Source organism: Marinitoga sp. 38H-ov (genome assembly GCF_011057715.1).
Classification (GTDB): Bacteria; Thermotogota; Thermotogae; order Petrotogales; family Petrotogaceae; genus Marinitoga.
In genome coordinates this window covers 62,613-78,505 of record NZ_LNGH01000016.1, presented here as the reverse complement: position 1 = coordinate 78,505, position 15,893 = coordinate 62,613, and the positions used below count along the sequence as shown (strand labels likewise).

15 protein-coding genes and 1 tRNA gene are annotated in these 15,893 nt (G+C 27.7%); 15 read left to right on the top strand and 1 reads right to left on the bottom strand.

Annotated elements, in window-relative coordinates:
- Positions 1-29 precede the first annotated feature (29 nt).
- From AS160_RS05755 to miaB, 7 genes are all read left to right on the top strand, one after another.
- A complete protein-coding gene (locus AS160_RS05755; RefSeq protein ID WP_165146230.1) occupies positions 30-599 on the top strand; it encodes a DUF177 domain-containing protein in 570 nt (189 codons plus the stop codon).
- 22 nt (positions 600-621) lie between these two features.
- Entirely contained in the window at positions 622-807 is a 186-nt protein-coding gene (rpmF, locus tag AS160_RS05750; protein ID WP_165146227.1) for a 50S ribosomal protein L32, read from the top strand.
- Between the two features lie 2 nt (positions 808-809).
- On the top strand, positions 810-1,796 hold the full coding sequence (gene plsX, locus AS160_RS05745) for a phosphate acyltransferase PlsX (RefSeq protein ID WP_165146224.1): 987 nt from the start codon (positions 810-812) through the stop codon (positions 1,794-1,796).
- A 15-nt stretch (positions 1,797-1,811) separates the two neighbouring features.
- Positions 1,812-3,638, top strand: coding sequence for a glutamine--fructose-6-phosphate transaminase (isomerizing) (gene glmS, locus AS160_RS05740; RefSeq protein WP_165146221.1), 1,827 nt, complete (start codon positions 1,812-1,814; stop codon positions 3,636-3,638).
- A 15-nt stretch (positions 3,639-3,653) separates the two neighbouring features.
- Positions 3,654-4,010: a ribosome silencing factor gene (gene rsfS, locus AS160_RS05735; protein ID WP_165146218.1), complete on the top strand. Its 357-nt coding sequence runs from the start codon at positions 3,654-3,656 to the stop codon at positions 4,008-4,010.
- A gap of 91 nt (positions 4,011-4,101) precedes the next feature.
- Entirely contained in the window at positions 4,102-4,905 is an 804-nt protein-coding gene (gene rpsB / locus AS160_RS05730) for a 30S ribosomal protein S2 (protein ID WP_165146215.1), read from the top strand.
- A gap of 60 nt (positions 4,906-4,965) precedes the next feature.
- The gene (gene miaB, locus AS160_RS05725) at positions 4,966-6,315 is read left to right on the top strand and encodes a tRNA (N6-isopentenyl adenosine(37)-C2)-methylthiotransferase MiaB (protein ID WP_165146212.1); all 1,350 of its coding nucleotides are present in this window, start codon (positions 4,966-4,968) and stop codon (positions 6,313-6,315) included.
- A gap of 20 nt (positions 6,316-6,335) precedes the next feature.
- On the opposite strand, the gene AS160_RS05720 is transcribed toward miaB, so the two are convergent.
- Positions 6,336-7,223, bottom strand: a complete 888-nt coding sequence (locus AS160_RS05720; RefSeq protein ID WP_165146209.1) for an HD domain-containing phosphohydrolase — start codon at positions 7,221-7,223, stop codon at positions 6,336-6,338.
- A gap of 128 nt (positions 7,224-7,351) precedes the next feature.
- On the opposite strand from AS160_RS05720, the gene AS160_RS05715 reads away from it, so the two are divergent.
- The 8 genes from AS160_RS05715 (at position 7,352) to AS160_RS05680 (ending at position 15,868) form a co-directional block, all read left to right on the top strand.
- Positions 7,352-7,426: transfer RNA gene (locus AS160_RS05715), tRNA-Thr, on the top strand.
- 88 nt (positions 7,427-7,514) lie between these two features.
- On the top strand, positions 7,515-8,450 hold the full coding sequence (gene tilS / locus AS160_RS05710) for a tRNA lysidine(34) synthetase TilS (RefSeq protein ID WP_165146206.1): 936 nt from the start codon (positions 7,515-7,517) through the stop codon (positions 8,448-8,450).
- A 15-nt stretch (positions 8,451-8,465) separates the two neighbouring features.
- Complete coding sequence (gene ftsH, locus AS160_RS05705; protein ID WP_165146203.1) at positions 8,466-10,352, top strand: ATP-dependent zinc metalloprotease FtsH; 1,887 nt, start codon at positions 8,466-8,468, stop codon at positions 10,350-10,352.
- A complete protein-coding gene (locus AS160_RS05700) occupies positions 10,303-10,725 on the top strand; it encodes a hotdog domain-containing protein (RefSeq protein ID WP_165146200.1) in 423 nt (140 codons plus the stop codon). The genes ftsH and AS160_RS05700 overlap by 50 nt, the downstream gene beginning before the upstream one ends.
- A gap of 25 nt (positions 10,726-10,750) precedes the next feature.
- Entirely contained in the window at positions 10,751-11,482 is a 732-nt protein-coding gene (locus AS160_RS05695; RefSeq protein ID WP_165146197.1) for a response regulator transcription factor, read from the top strand.
- A gap of 51 nt (positions 11,483-11,533) precedes the next feature.
- Positions 11,534-12,817, top strand: coding sequence for an ATP-binding protein (locus AS160_RS05690; RefSeq protein WP_165146194.1), 1,284 nt, complete (start codon positions 11,534-11,536; stop codon positions 12,815-12,817).
- Entirely contained in the window at positions 12,804-14,120 is a 1,317-nt protein-coding gene (locus AS160_RS05685; protein ID WP_165146191.1) for a thymidine phosphorylase, read from the top strand. The genes AS160_RS05690 and AS160_RS05685 overlap by 14 nt, the downstream gene beginning before the upstream one ends.
- Positions 14,120-15,868, top strand: coding sequence for a phosphodiester glycosidase family protein (locus AS160_RS05680; protein WP_165146188.1), 1,749 nt, complete (start codon positions 14,120-14,122; stop codon positions 15,866-15,868). The genes AS160_RS05685 and AS160_RS05680 overlap by 1 nt, the downstream gene beginning before the upstream one ends.
- The last annotated feature ends 25 nt before the right edge of the window (positions 15,869-15,893 follow it).

Genomic DNA, 15,893 nt, shown 5'->3' with positions numbered 1-15,893 from the left:
TATCGTAAAATAAAGCGCGAGGTGTTATCATGAAAGTTGAAAAAAATTTGAATGATAAATTGAGGGATACTAAATTAATATATGACTTAGATAAGATTGAAGAAAAAGAAGAATTTGCCTTTCAGTTGGATTGGGGTAAAATAGATACGCCAGAAGGGTTGTTTAATATAATAGATAAGGTTGATGTGAGATTTTATATTGAAAAAAATTCCGAAGGATTTTTAATAAAAGGAAATGTGAAAACTAAGTTAGAATTAGAATGTTCAAGATGTTTAAATAAATATAATCAAAATATAATAGGTGAAATAGAAGCTTATTATATAAATAGTAAGTTATCAGATAAATATACAAAAAATGAAAAATTAGATTCATTAGATAATATTATTTTTTTTGATGAATCTAAAGTGGATGTAACAGATAGGATCATAGAATCAATATTAATGGAAATTCCTGAAAAACCGTTATGTGGTGAAGATTGTAAAGGACTATGTGCAGTATGTGGTATTGATTTAAATGAAAATCCTGATCATAAGCATGAAGAAGAATATATAGATCCAAGGTTTGCAAAATTATTGGATATATTTAATGAAGAAAAATAATAAATTTTAGGAGGGATTATAAATGGCTGTACCAAAGCAAAAAACATCAAGAACTAGAACACACAGAAGAAGAGCAGCAAATTTATACAAAGCAATTAAAGTAAATGTATCAAAATGTCCAAATTGTGGTGAACCAAAACTCCCCCACAGGGTTTGTTTGAACTGTGGATATTATAATGGAAAACAAATATTAGAAATAGGAGAATAATAATGTCTAGAAAAGCCAAAATAGGCTTAGATTTATTCGGCGGAGATAACGCGCCCCACTCGAATTTAGAGGGCGCGATTTTTGCTTTAAAAAACAACTTTCTAGAGGAATTGTATTTAATTGGGGGAGACGAAAGTTTAGAAATACCTAAGGAATTAAAAAATAGAATAAAGCTTATTAAGGCAGAGAATTTGGTTGATAATCATACCAAACCTACAGAAGTTATTAAATTAAAGAATAGTTCTATATATATAGGAAATGAAATGATGAAAAATGGTGAGTTAGATGCTTTTGTGAGTGCTGGGAATACAGGAGCATTGCTCGCTGCTGGTACATTTATTACTGGAAGAATTAAAGGTATAACAAGACCTGCATTAGTAATACCATTACCTGGTAAAGGGGGAAAACCTAGGGTTTTAGTAGATGGAGGTGCTAATGCAGAATTAAAGCCAATTCATTTTTTAGATTTAGCAAAAGAGGGAATTGCCTTCGCTAAATTTCTAGGAATTGATAATCCAAAGGTATATATACTAAATATAGGTACAGAAGAAAGTAAAGGGACAAAATTAGTAAAAGAAGCAGCTGAACATTTATCTAGTGATGAAAGAATAAATTATATGGGATTTATAGAAGGAAGAGATATTTTCGAAAATAATATTGATGTTATTGTTACTGATGGGTTTACTGGTAATAACATGTTAAAAACTATAGAAGGAACCGCATATTATATATTATCAGAATTAAAAGAAAAAGTATCTAATGGCGGTATTTTAACTAAAATAGGAGCTCTTTTAATGAAAAAATCATTAAAAGGTTTAAAATCCAGTTTAGACTATAGACAATATGGTGGAACATTTTTTTTAGGAATTAATGGGATATTAATAAAAGCTCATGGTTCTTCAGATAGCGAAGCTATTGCTAATGCATTATCCGTTGCAAATAAAGCAACAGAAGAGAAAATAGTTGATAAAATTAAGGAAATGTTGTAATGGAGGTAAAGGAAAATGTGTGGAATTGTGGGAGTTGTTGGGAAGGAAAATATTAAAGTAAAAGATGTAGTATTAGGATTAAAAAAATTAGAATATAGAGGATACGACTCAGCGGGGATTGCTTTTTCAAAGAATGGTCATGTTGAATTGGTAAAAAGTACAGGCAAAATAATAAATTTACAAAATGAATTGAATGATAAGTTAGAAGAAAATATAAAAATAGGTATTGCTCATACAAGATGGGCAACGCATGGAGGAGTAACAGACGTAAATGCTCATCCTCATACAGATTGTACAGGTAAAATAGCGTTAGTTCATAATGGTATAATAGAAAATTTTCAAGAATTAAGGGAAGAATTAATAGAAAAAGGGCATGTATTTAAATCAGAAACTGATACTGAAGTAATAGCACATTTAGTTGAAGAATATTATAATGGAGACTTATTTGAAGCTGTTCTAAAGGCTATAAAAAGATTAGATGGTGCGTATGCAATTGGAGTAATACATACAGATGAAAATAAAATCGTATCTGTTAGAAAAGGAAGCCCATTAGTAGTGGCTTATAATAATGATTATGCATTTTTAGCTTCTGATATAACACCTATAATAAAATATACAAAGAACGTGTATTTTATGAATGATAATGAAATAGCATTATTAGAACCAGGAAATATAACATTTTTTAATATAAATGGAGAAAAAATAGAAAAAAATTCAGTATATATAAACTGGGATGAACAAGCAGCTGAAAAAGGTGGATATGATCATTTCATGTTAAAAGAAATTAATGAACAACCAGAGGCATTAAAAGCTGCTATAACAGGTAGAATAAAAGATGGGAAACCATTATTATCTGAATTAGATAATTTAAATGAATTTATTTCAAAAGAATTAAAAAAGATATATATAGTAGCTTGTGGCACAAGTTATCATGCAGGATTAACATTTAAGTATTTTATGAATAGATATTCCAAGATAGATGTTGATATAGAAGTAGCTTCTGAATTTAGATATATGAATCCGCATGTAGATGAAAATACATTGGTACTAGCTATATCTCAATCAGGTGAAACTATAGATACATTAGAGGGAATAAGAATAGCAAAAGAAAAAGGAGCAAAAGTAATAACAATAAGTAATGTTTTTGGATCTACAATTCCTAGAGAATCTCATGGGGCAATATATATGAATACAGGACCAGAAATAGGGGTAGCTGCAACTAAAACATATACTGCACAAATAGCAATATTATATGCAGTAGGCGCAAAGATAATAGAATTAACTCAGGGGTTAAACGAAGAAATAATCGAAATTTTAAAAGGTATAGAAAAAATGCCTGAAATATATAAAGAAGTATTGAATTTAAATGAGAGAACTAAGGAATTGGCAAGAGAATATGTAAATTATCAACATATGATGTATATTGGAAGAGGCTTTGGATTTCCTACTGCATTAGAAGGAGCATTAAAATTAAAAGAAATAAGTTATATACATGCGGCAGGTTATCAAGCAGGTGAGTTAAAACATGGCCCAATAGCCTTATTAGACGAACAGTTCCCAGTTTTTGCTATAATTCCTAAAGATTCATTGTATGAAAAGATGAAATCTAATTTGATGGAATCAAAAGCAAGAAATGCTAATATAATAGCTATAACTACAAATGGGAATAAAGAAATAGAGCAATTGACAAATGAATATTTATTTGTTCCTGAAACTCATGAATCTCTATATCCGTTAGTAATGGCACCGATAATTCAAATGTTTGCATATAATGTAGCGATATTAAGAAAATTAGATCCTGATAAACCTAGAAATTTAGCTAAAAGTGTTACAGTAGAGTAATGGAGGTGAAAATTAGTGAAGTTAAAATCAGAAGAGGAAATTTTTGAAATAGCTAAAGAGATATATAATGTATTAGATGAAAAAGATGCAATAGATATTAAAGTTCTTAACATGAAAAATACACCACTACTAGTTGATTATTTTATAATAGCTACAGGTAATTCAGATACACATTTAAATGCTTTAAAGGAATCTGTTGTTGAAAAGTTCAAAGAAAAAAATCATGATTTATTATATTATGATAAAGATAAAGGATATGAATGGTTAATCGTTGATGGTGGAAGTATAATTGTTCATTTGTTTACAGAGAAAGCAAGAGAATTTTATGATTTAGAAGGATTATGGAATGAAGCAGAAGAAATTAAAATATAACCTCACACACCGTTAGTAGTTTCCTCGGTGCCCGCAGGGTCGGAAACGTAAGATGGTGGAGGTAAAAACCAAAACTTGGAGGTGTAGTAGTATGTCAGTTATTAGCATGAAACAACTTTTAGAAGCTGGGGTTCACTTTGGTCACAGAACAAGAAGATGGAACCCTAAAATGAAACCATACATTTTCACAGAAAGAAAAGGTATTTATATTATTGATTTACAAAAATCATTAAAAGCAGTAGAAGAAGCATATGAATTTGTAAGAGATCAAGCTTCACAAGGTAAAGTGTTATTATTTGTTGGGACAAAAAAACAAGCACAACAAATAACAGAGGAGGAAGCAAAAAGAGCAGGAGCATATTATGTAAACAACAGGTGGTTAGGTGGATTATTAACAAACTTCCCAACTATCAAGAAAAGAATTAAAAAATTAGAAGAATTAGATGAATATGTAAATTCTGAAGAATTTGAAAAATTACCTAAAAAGGAACAAAGTAAAATCAAGAAAGTATACGATAAATTAAATAAAAACCTTGGTGGTTTAAGGGGTATGAAAAGAATTCCAGATTTTATTTTCTTAGTTGATCCTAGAAAAGAACAAATAGCTATAGCTGAAGCAAATATGTTAGGTATTCCAATTATTGCTTTAGTTGATACAAACTGTGATCCAGATCCAATTGATATTGTAATTCCTGGAAATGATGATGCTATAAGAGCAATAAAATTAATTGCATCTAAGATTGCTGATGCATATATTGAAGGAAGAGAAGGAAGAATGGGAGAAGAAACTCCTGAAGAAAAAGAAGAAGTTGTAGATGATGTAGAAGAAGTTACAAAAGCTAAAGTGGAGGCTGAAGAAAAATACGGAGAAATTATTGAAGAAGATGAAGAATAATTAAATAAATTTTATCCCGGGGATTTTCTCCGGGATTTTATTAATAATGGAGGTGAAAAAGTGAAATTTTTTATTAGAACATTTGGTTGTCAAATGAATGTGAATGAATCAGAGATTATGGCAGGAGTGTTAGAAAAAGAAGGCTTCGAATGGACAGAAAATCCACAAGAAGCAGATTTTATAATTTTAAATAGTTGTGCGGTAAGAGAAAAAGCTGAACATAAGTTATATGGAGCTATTGGTTATTATGAAAAATTGAAAAAGAAAAATGAAAATTTAGTAATTGCTGTAGGTGGTTGTGTTGCAGAAAAGGAAAGAAAAAATATATTAAAAAGATTTCATGGAGTGGATTTTGTATTTGGAACGAGAAATTATATGGATATTAGTGAATTTTATAATAAAGCAAAAGAGGGGAAAAGATTTTCAGATTTTACTGATAAATTTGATAATATAACTGCTGAATTACCTAAACATCCATATAGTAAACATCATGGTTGGATAAATATAATTTATGGATGTAATAAATATTGTACATATTGTATAGTTCCCTATACAAGAAGTTTTGAAAAAAGTAGACCAATTGAAGATATTATGAATGAAGTAAAATACTACAATGATAATGGTTATAGGGAAATAACCTTTTTAGGTCAAAACGTTGATTCTTACGGAAAAGATTTTGGTGATGGGAAACCTAAACTAAATATTTTAATTAGAGAAGCAGCAAAATTTGAATCGATAAAAAGAATTTGGTTTTTAACTTCTTATCCAACAGATATAACAGACGACTTAATAGAAGAAATAAGTAAAAATCCAAAAGCAGCTAAAAATTTCCATTTGCCCGTACAAGCAGGAAGTGACAACATTTTGAAAAAAATGAATCGAAGATATACAAAAGAATTTTATTTAGATCTCCTAGATAAGATAAAAAGTAATGTAGAAAATGTTACAATATCTGGTGATATAATAGTAGGATTTCCAGGAGAAACTGATGAAGATTTTATGGAAACAGTTGATTTAGTAAAACGTGCTAGATATGAAAGGTTAAATATTGCCGAATATTCTCCAAGAGAAGGAACTATTTCAGCAAAATATTATGAAGATAATATACCAAAAAGAATAAAAAATAAGAGATTTCAATATTTAATGAATATTCAAAAACAAATAAATCATGAAGAAAATGAAAAATATTTAGATAAAACTGTTTTAGTTATTCAAGAAAATAAGACTAAATCAGGAGCATATTTAGGAAGAACAATAAATAATAAAGTAGTTATATTTGAAAGTGAAGAAAATTTAGTTGGTAAATTTGTGAAAGTTAAAATAAATAAAATATCAGCTGGTCCATTATACGGAGAAATTATTTCAAAAGAAACAGATTTGAATTTTGAAAAAGTAGAGTATTATATATAAGAGCAGCCGGGCGGCTGCTCTTATATAAATTCTTTTTTAGATAAAAAATCATTAATAAAATCAATAAAGGCTTTTCCTAGTAATGGGTCAAAAATTTTACCCAAATTCAATTTCATATATTCAATTGCTTCATTAGGAGTTAATATTCCAAAATGTTCAGACGTAGCTGTATGAGTTGCTAAATCAAACCAGTCAACTATACCTATAAATCTTGCATAATAAGGAATTTCCTCTCCTTTTAGATTATCTGGGAAACCAGAACCGTCCCATTTTTCATGATGATGCCTTACAACATCAATGGCATACCATAATTCTCTTCTATTTGATAAAAATATAGTTCCAGCCTTAGTGTGCTCTAAATCCCATTGTTCTAAATCATAAATCCTGGTTTTAGAAAACAACATTAGCTGTTCAATCCCTATTCTTCCCACATCATGTAACATTGCTAAATCCTGTATAAATTCAATTTCGTCTTCATTTTTTTTAATATATTCAGCAAATTCTTTAGCATAATAAGCTACTCTTTGAGAATGACTCATGCTATTGCTTTTATCTTCCACTTCAAAAAGAACTATAAGATTTTTGATAAACTCAGCAAATTCTTTTCTTTTTGCTTCTAATAGATATAGCAACTCAAAAGGTTCTTTCTTAAATGTTTTAGAAATTAATTTTAATAAAGCTAATTGAAGATTTTCGCTTGAAAAATCTAAGATATATTTTTTTTCTTTTGATATTAAATTTAATTTTTCATTTTCTAATAAAATATATGGTTTATCTGTGTTTTCTTTTTTATTAGAAATAATAATATGGGCATTATCTACATCATCAATGTAATCAAATAAATATTTATTAATTATTCCTTTTGAAAGAGTAGTGGAATCATAAATTTTATACGTTTCAAAAGCCATATTATCTCTCCTTTTTTTTAAATTTAAAACAAATTATAATATATTATATCATAATTATATTATAAAAAATTAAAAAATAAAAGTTAATCTTGACAAAATTATTTTTGAGTAATATAATATACATGTTTGCCGGTGTAGCTCAAGGGTAGAGCGGCTCATTCGTAATGAGTAGGTTGGGGGTTCGATTCCCTTCACCGGCTCCAAAAGATTCTCCGAAAGGGGAATCTTTTTTTAATATAAAATTTTTACATTTTATGTTATAATATATTAAGAAAGAATGGAGTTGATAAGGTGAAAATAGAATTTGAAGTATTAAAATTTATTCGGAAATATAATATGTATTCAGAAGATGATAGAGTATTACTTGGAGTTTCGGGCGGAAGAGATTCTATGGTAATGTTAGATATAATTCATAAATTAAAGAATATATTAAAAATATCTATTGCTGTAGCTCATTTTAATCATTCATTAAGAAAAAATGCTGATAATGAAGAAAAATTTGTTGAAAATGAGTGTAGGAAAAGAAATATTCCATTTTTTTCGAAAAAAATAGATGTTTTAAATTACGCTAAAAATAATAAGATTGGAATAGAAGAAGCTGCTAGAAAATTAAGATATGATTTTTTTAATGAGATTATGGATAAAAAAAGATATGAAAAAATTGCTGTAGCTCATTATTCTAAAGATTTATCAGAAACTATTTTATATAGACTTGCTAAGGGAACAGGAATTTATGGAATAGCTGGTATGTTGCCAATATACAAAAATGTTACAAGACCGATATTGATTTTAAATTTTGAAAATTTAGAAAAATATGTTACAATTAACAATGTTAAATATGTTATTGATGAATCTAATTATGATACAAAATATATGCGTAACAAGGTTAGACATGAAATATTACCAAAATTTGAGGAAATAAATATTAAATATGAAGAATCACTTTTTAGATTTGCTGAAATAACGTGGGAATATAGGGAATACATAGAATCACTTTTTAAAGAAAGAGTAATTTATAAAAATAATATATATGAAGTGGAAATAAAAAATGATTTTTTTGATAAAGAAATATTAAGATTAGTTTTTTTAAAATCAAATATATTTCCTCCATCAAAAGAGGAAATAGAAAAGATATTAAGTATGAAAAATTCTGGAAAAAGAAAAATAAATAAATTAAATATTGAAAAAAAGAAAGATAAATTATATATAACTAAAGAGTTAAATTGAAGGAGGTAATTGCTCTTGGCGGATAAAAATGAAAATAATGATAAAAAAAGATTGTTTGGAATTATTGCAGTTTATTTAATTATAGGATTTATAATATTTTTTATTATAAGAGGAATGACAGTAGATACTGCAAGTACGACTATTAGCTATACTGAATTTTCAGAATTAGTAGATAAAGGTAAAGTCTCAAAGGTATTAGTGAAAGATACAGGGAGTGTTATTGTTAAAACAATAGAAGGGCAAAGTTATGATTTATTTGCCCCAATAATTTTAAGGGATTCAAATTTTGTTGATAAGTTAATAGAAAAAAATGTTGAAGTAGATTTTAAGCAGGATGTTACTTCGGGTTGGTTATATGGGATTCTTAGTTATATAATTCCTTTTATAATTTTAATATTCCTTTGGATGATAATGTTAAGACCATTAACTGGTAGAGGCCCACAAGGTATGAATTTTACTAAAAGTCCTGCCAGGAAATATGATCCCGATAAGGAAAGAGTTACTTTTGATGATGTAGCAGGAGTTGATGAAGCTAAAGAAGAATTAGAAGATATTGTTAAATTCTTAAAAAATCCTCAATCATTTAATAAGATGGGAGCTAGAATGCCAAAGGGAATCTTATTAGTTGGACCTCCTGGTACTGGTAAAACATTAGTAGCAAGAGCAGTTGCTGGAGAAGCAAAAGTGCCATTTTTCTATATAAGTGGTTCAGATTTTGTGGAACTTTTTGTTGGTGTAGGTGCAGCAAGAGTTAGAGATTTATTTGCACAAGCTAAAGCGAATGCTCCGGCTATTATATTTATTGATGAAATAGATGCTGTAGGAAGGCAAAGAGGAGCGGGTTTAGGTGGCGGACATGACGAAAGAGAACAAACATTAAACCAATTATTAGTTGAAATGGATGGATTTGATCCAAGAGTTGGAATTGTAGTAATGGCTGCTACTAATAGGCCTGATATATTAGATAAAGCCTTGTTAAGACCTGGAAGATTTGATAAGAAAGTTGTATTAGATATGCCTGATGTTAAAGGTAGAGAACAAATATTAAAAATACATATGAAAGGAAAACCTATATCTCCGAATATAGATATAGAGGTTTTAGCTAGAAGGACACCTGGTTTTTCTGGAGCAGATTTAGAAAATTTAATAAATGAAGCAGCTTTATTATCTGCTAGAAAAGGTAAAAAAATAATTGAAATGGAAGAAATGGAAGAAGCTATAGATAGAGTTATAGCTGGTCCTGCGAGAAAGACTAGAGTTATTTCTGATAAAACCAGAAAAATAATAGCTTATCATGAATTAGGTCATGCAATAGTTGGGGCGTTATTGCCAAATGCTGATCCAGTTCATAAGGTTACGATAATACCTAGAGGACATCAAGCATTAGGTTTTACACTTCAACTTCCATTAGAAGATAGATATTTAATGACAAAAGAAGAGATTCTTGATAGAATAACAGGTATTTTAGGCGGTAGAGCGGCTGAAGAATTAGTTTTTAATCAAATTACTAGTGGTGCTGCGAATGATTTGCAAAAAGCTACAGAATATGCAAGAATTATGATATTAAAATTTGGAATGAGTGAAAGATTAGGGCCAATAGCTTGGGGAGCTGAAGAGGAAGAAGTATTTTTAGGCAAGGAATTAGCTAAAATGAAAAACTATAGTGAAGAAACAGCAAATGAAATAGATAATGAAATAAAGAGGATTATTATAGAATCATATGAAAAAGCAAAAACAATTTTATCAGAAAATATTGATAAATTACATGAAATAGCTAATGTATTATTAGAAAAGGAAACTTTAAGCGGTGAGGAATTGAATGAGTTATTAGGAACCGTGGAGGTGAAAAAAAATGGAGGTGATTTGGGGGAATCTCAAGAAATTAGAGGGGAAGGAATTTAATTATTCTTTTAGTGTAAATGACGAATCCTTTTTATGGTCTGAGAAAGAAGAATTTAAAGATTTTCATTTATTAGCTACAACTGCATTATTAGAGGAAATATTTAGAGCATCTACAGAATTACTTGATCCACTAATACCAGAACATGTATCTGTAGTTTCATCAGCTAGAATAAAGCATATATCTCCAACACCAATGGGGTTCAAGGTATATATAAAACTTAAAATAGTTTATGTAAAAGACAATAAAATTAAATTTTTTGCTGAAGTCTTTGATGAAGTTGAAAAAGTTGCTGAAGCGGAATTTAAGAAAATTATAGTAAGTAAAAATGTATTAAAAAGAAGAACAAATGAAAAATCAACAAAAATAATATAATTGATATTGGAGGGAGGAATAAATTATGGCTAAAAAAGTTATTATGATTATTGAAGATGATCCTGCTATTTCAGAAATGTTGAATTTTAATCTTACAAAAGAAGGGTATGAGGTAGTTTTAGCTTCAGATGCAGATGAAGCAGTAAAAATGTTAGATGAAAAAGAAGTAGACTTTTTTATAGTTGATATTATGTTACCTGGTTCAATGGATGGTTTTGATTTTATTAGATCTGTTAAAAGTAATGATAAATTTAAAAATTCACCAGTACTTATATTAAGTGCAAAAGATGATCCAGCTGATAAGGTTGCAGGTTTAGAATTAGGTAGTGATGACTATGTAACAAAACCATTTAATGTAAGAGAATTAATTGCTAGAATAAAATCTATTTTTAGAAGACAACAACAAGCAATGCAAATTAAAGAAGAAGGTCCAAAGAAAATAATTGCCAAAGATTTAGAAATTGATACTGAAAGATATGAAGTTCTCATAAGAGGAAATGCTGTAGAATTAACACCATTAGAATTTGAATTATTAACATTCTTAGCTAAAAATGAAGGTAAAGTATTTAGTAGAGATGTATTATTAGATAAATTATGGGGTTATGATTATTTTGGAGATACAAGAACAGTTGATGTTCATATAAGAAGATTAAGAACAAAGATAGAAGAAGATCCATCAAATCCAAAATACATTATTACTGTTAGAGGAAAAGGTTATAAATTTAGAGATCCTGGAAAAGAAAAGTTAGACTATTAATAAAACAAAAAGCGGCAGATTTTCTGTCGCTTTTTTGAAATAGGTGATATAATGTACTATGTTTTAATAATCTTATTGTTTTCTATACTAATGTATATTATTTTTACAAATTATATTACAGTAAAAAATGAAAATATAAAAATTAAATCATCTTTATCAAAAGTTTTATCTATTTCTGCAAATGATCCAGCAGTTGAGTATTTAATACATTCTTTAGAAGAAAAGATAAATGGACTAAATAAAAAACTAGAAATAGAAAAAATTAAAAGAAATAATATATACTCAGTTTTAAACAATATATCAGAATCAATTATGCTAGTTTTTTATTCTGAAGATTCAAATGCATTAATTTTAGATTATGCAAATAAAAGTGCTCAAAATCTTTTTATTTCAGATAATTTTTTGGGTAAAAAATTATCTGAAATACTAGAGGATCATAATATTATTGATATAATACTAAAAAGTTATAGGCTAGATGAAAATATTAGTGATGAAATTATTGTATATAGTCCAAAAAAATCCTTTTTTCATTGTGAAATAAAGAAGATTTTATTAGAATCAGAAAAAAATCAAAATTATAGAATTGTTGTATTAAGAGACATTACAAAAGAAAAAGAATTAGATTTAATGAGAAGAGAATTTTTAACTATAATGTCTCATGAGTTAAAAACACCTCTTACAGTAATACATGGATATTCTGAAACTTTGTTAATGAGTGATGAAAAGTTATCTTCTCAAGCATTAAGATTTTTAAATATAATAGAAGATGAGTCATCTAGATTAACGAGATTAATTAATGATTTATTGGATATATCCAGATTAGAAAGAAAGGATTATGAGTATAATTTTAAAGAAGTTAACTTATCTAATTTAGTAAAAAAAATATATATGATCTTTAATTCTTTAATTAAAGATATGGATATCAAATTACATTTAGATATTGAAGAGGATTTAAAGATTATAGGTGATGAGGATAGATTAATACAAGTTTTATATAATGTATTAGATAATTCTATTAAATTTACTCATATTAAAGATTCAGGAGAAAAGGAAGTATTTGTAAGGTTATATGATTATGAAGATGAAGTTGTTTTGGAATTTGAAGATACAGGAATAGGAATTCCCGAAAGAGAAAGAAATAAAATCTTTAATTTGTTCTATAGAGTTGATAAATCCAGAACAAGGCAGGTTCCTGGTACTGGTTTAGGGTTGTATATAGTAAAGCAAATATTAGAAAAACATAGAGCGTATATTGAAGTGGATAGTGAAGAAAATCAAGGGACGTTGTTCAAAATTATTTTTAATAAAGGGAGGAATATAAATGAGGCCAGTTGATATAATTCATAAAAAAAGAAATGGAGGAATAAATACTAAAGAAGAAATAGAATACATGGTTAATGGGTATGTAAATGGCGATATTCCAGATTATCAAATTTCAGCATGGTTAATGTCAATATTTTTTAATGGAATGACTAAAGAAGAAAGATATTATTTGACAATGACAATGAGAGATAGTGGCGATATTATTGATTTATCAGGTATTAGCGGAGTGAAAATCGATAAACATTCAACAGGTGGAGTTGGGGACAAAACAACATTAGCAGTAGGTCCATTAGTAGCTTCTGCGGGTTTAAAAGTTTCAAAATTATCTGGTAGAGGATTAGGGCATACTGGTGGAACAATTGATAAATTAGAGTCCATACCTGGATTTAAAACAGCAATATCTAAAGAAGAATTTTTTAGAATTGCAAATGAAATTGGAATGGTAGTTGCAGGTCAAACTGGAAATATAGCCCCGGCAGATAAGAAATTATACGCTTTAAGGGATGTTACAGATACAGTTGACGAAATTTCATTAATATCAGCAAGTATTATGAGTAAAAAGTTAGCTGTAGAATCTGATGGTATAGTTTTAGATGTGAAAACGGGTAGTGGAGCTTTTATGAAAAATATAGATGATGCTATTAAATTAGCAAAGTCGATGGTAGAAATAGCAGAATTAAATAATAGAAAAATAATAGCTTTAGTTACAAATATGGATCAACCTTTAGGGGAAGCTGTAGGTAATTCTTTAGAAGTTTTAGAAGCTATTGAAACCTTAAAAGGGAAGGGGCCAGAAGACTTTACCGAATTATGTGTTGAGTTAGGGGCTAATATGTTAGATTTATCTGGATTATATACATATGAAAAAGCAAAAGATATTTTAAGAGAAAATATAAAAAATGGGAAAGCATTAGAGGTTATGAGAAAATGGATAAAAGCTCAAGGTGGAGATGAAAGAGTTATTGATAACCCAAAAATCTTACCAATATCAGATAAAATTGTTGAATTTAAAGCAGAAAAAGATGGTTATATTTCTCATATCGATACAGAAAAAGTTGGAATTGCGTCTATGGTTTTAGGAGCTGGAAGAAAAACAAAAGAAGATATAATAGATTTTTCAGTTGGAATAAAAGTATTGAAAAAATTAGGAGTTAAGGTTAATAAGGGAGATTTAATAGCTGAATTGTATATTTCAGAAAAAAGCAATGTGGATGAAGCATTAAAATTATTAAATGAAGCATATGAAATAACAGATGTACCTCCAAAAGAAGAAAAAATGAAATTGATTTACGAGAGAATAGTAGGAGGTAAATAATGTATAAAAAGGTTATTATATTATTATTTTTAATATTAAGTATATTGTCTTTTTCAGGGGTATATTTTATCGATGTTACAAAGAATCCTAAAGAATTTAATAGTTTAAGCTTATCCGAAAATATATATATTGATATTGAAGAATTTGCTGAATTTTTTAATCTAAGAAAATATCCATCAAAAAATATTATATATATATCAAATCCTGAAAATAATGATATATTAGAACTTGATTTAATTAAAGGAACAGCAAGAATAAATTTTAATATTAATAAGTCATATTCTTCAGCGGTTTTTGAGAAAAATGGAAAGTTATATGTTTTAATAGATGCTATATCAGATTTCTTTAATTTAAAAACATTTAAATTAGATAATGTATTTTTATATAAAAGTATTCCTAGAATAATAAAAATAGAGTTTTCATTTAATAAAATTATTTTTACTTTAAGTCATATTATAAATGAAAATATGATAAAAGTTGAAAATGATGGTATAGTTATATATCCTGCATTTAATGAGTTTCCAGTTCCTAAAGATATAGATTTTGTTATGGTTTCTGATAATGTTGTTAAGTATAAAATAAAAAATTTTAATAGCTATGATTTAAATATTTCTAATAGAACTATTATCCTTAATATGAATGAAGATAAAATTAGTGGTTCAAAAGAAGATAATACATTAAAAAGTCAATCAAATACTAAAGAAGAAACACCTAAAGCATCTCCTTTAGAACAGAAATTAAAAGAAATAAAAAATGATCAAATAATAGACACAGAATTAATTAAAGTCGAAAATAAAATGATTGATTTAGGCGGAAGAATAGTTCCTGTTCATATTGCTAGAATTAACCCAAAGGAATTGGAAATTAAAGTTATATTTAATAATTTAGGGGCTACAATAGATGCAGAAGAATATTTAAATGAAATAAATCCAATATTGGCAATTAATGCAGGGTATTTTGATGTTTCTTCTTTAGAGCCTATTGGAAAGATAATTTCAAATGGTAAAATTCAACATATATCGTCATATTATAGACCTAGTTTTATATTAGATCAATATGGCAATCCTTATATTAAAAATGTTGTAATGGAATATAAAATATATATAAAAGATGTACCTTTTTGGATTAAAGCAATAAATACTGCTTGGAAAGGCGATGTGAAATTATATACTTCAGAATATAAGGGAGAAATAAAAGAAAATGAAGATGATTACTTATTTTTATTAATAGAGAATGGATATATAATTAACATAGGTAAAAAAATCCCAATAAATGATCAGAAATTATTATTGATTGAAAGAAAATATTTAAAGTATATACCTAATTTAGAAGAAGGGGAAGAAGTTATATTTGATATAGATATTAATCAAAATATAGCTATTAAAGAAATGGTTGAAGGTGGACCATTGCTATTGACAGATGATTTAATGCAAGAAGCATTAAAAGAAGAAAAATTATCCTATTCATCTAGCATTATTAACCGAAAAACACCTAGAACAATAGTTGCAATTGATAATGAAAATATGGTATTATTTATAGTAGTTGATGGATATATGGAATCTAATCCTGGTATAAATTATGATGAAGCTCAATTATTATTAGAAAAAATAGGCAATATTAGGCAAGCTATGATGCTTGATGGGGGAAGTTCATCTTTATTTTATTATAACGGAAGATTTTTAAATTATAGATCTGAAAATTGGAGAAATAAAATTCCCGCTTTCTTGGGAGTTTTTAAGAAAAAATAGATATTCTAACAGTGGGGGTGTAGTA

Coding starts and splice junctions, on each gene's coding strand:
- plsX (WP_165146224.1), top strand. CDS start 810: ATGTCTAGAAAAGCCAAAATAGGCTTAGATTTATTCGGCGGAGATAAC.
- AS160_RS05755 (WP_165146230.1), top strand. CDS start 30: ATGAAAGTTGAAAAAAATTTGAATGATAAATTGAGGGATACTAAATTA.
- AS160_RS05720 (WP_165146209.1), bottom strand. CDS start 7,223: ATGGCTTTTGAAACGTATAAAATTTATGATTCCACTACTCTTTCAAAA.
- rpmF (WP_165146227.1), top strand. CDS start 622: ATGGCTGTACCAAAGCAAAAAACATCAAGAACTAGAACACACAGAAGA.
- rpsB (WP_165146215.1), top strand. CDS start 4,102: ATGTCAGTTATTAGCATGAAACAACTTTTAGAAGCTGGGGTTCACTTT.
- AS160_RS05700 (WP_165146200.1), top strand. CDS start 10,303: ATGGAGGTGATTTGGGGGAATCTCAAGAAATTAGAGGGGAAGGAATTT.
- AS160_RS05695 (WP_165146197.1), top strand. CDS start 10,751: ATGGCTAAAAAAGTTATTATGATTATTGAAGATGATCCTGCTATTTCA.
- AS160_RS05680 (WP_165146188.1), top strand. CDS start 14,120: ATGTATAAAAAGGTTATTATATTATTATTTTTAATATTAAGTATATTG.
- AS160_RS05690 (WP_165146194.1), top strand. CDS start 11,534: ATGTACTATGTTTTAATAATCTTATTGTTTTCTATACTAATGTATATT.
- AS160_RS05685 (WP_165146191.1), top strand. CDS start 12,804: ATGAGGCCAGTTGATATAATTCATAAAAAAAGAAATGGAGGAATAAAT.
- glmS (WP_165146221.1), top strand. CDS start 1,812: ATGTGTGGAATTGTGGGAGTTGTTGGGAAGGAAAATATTAAAGTAAAA.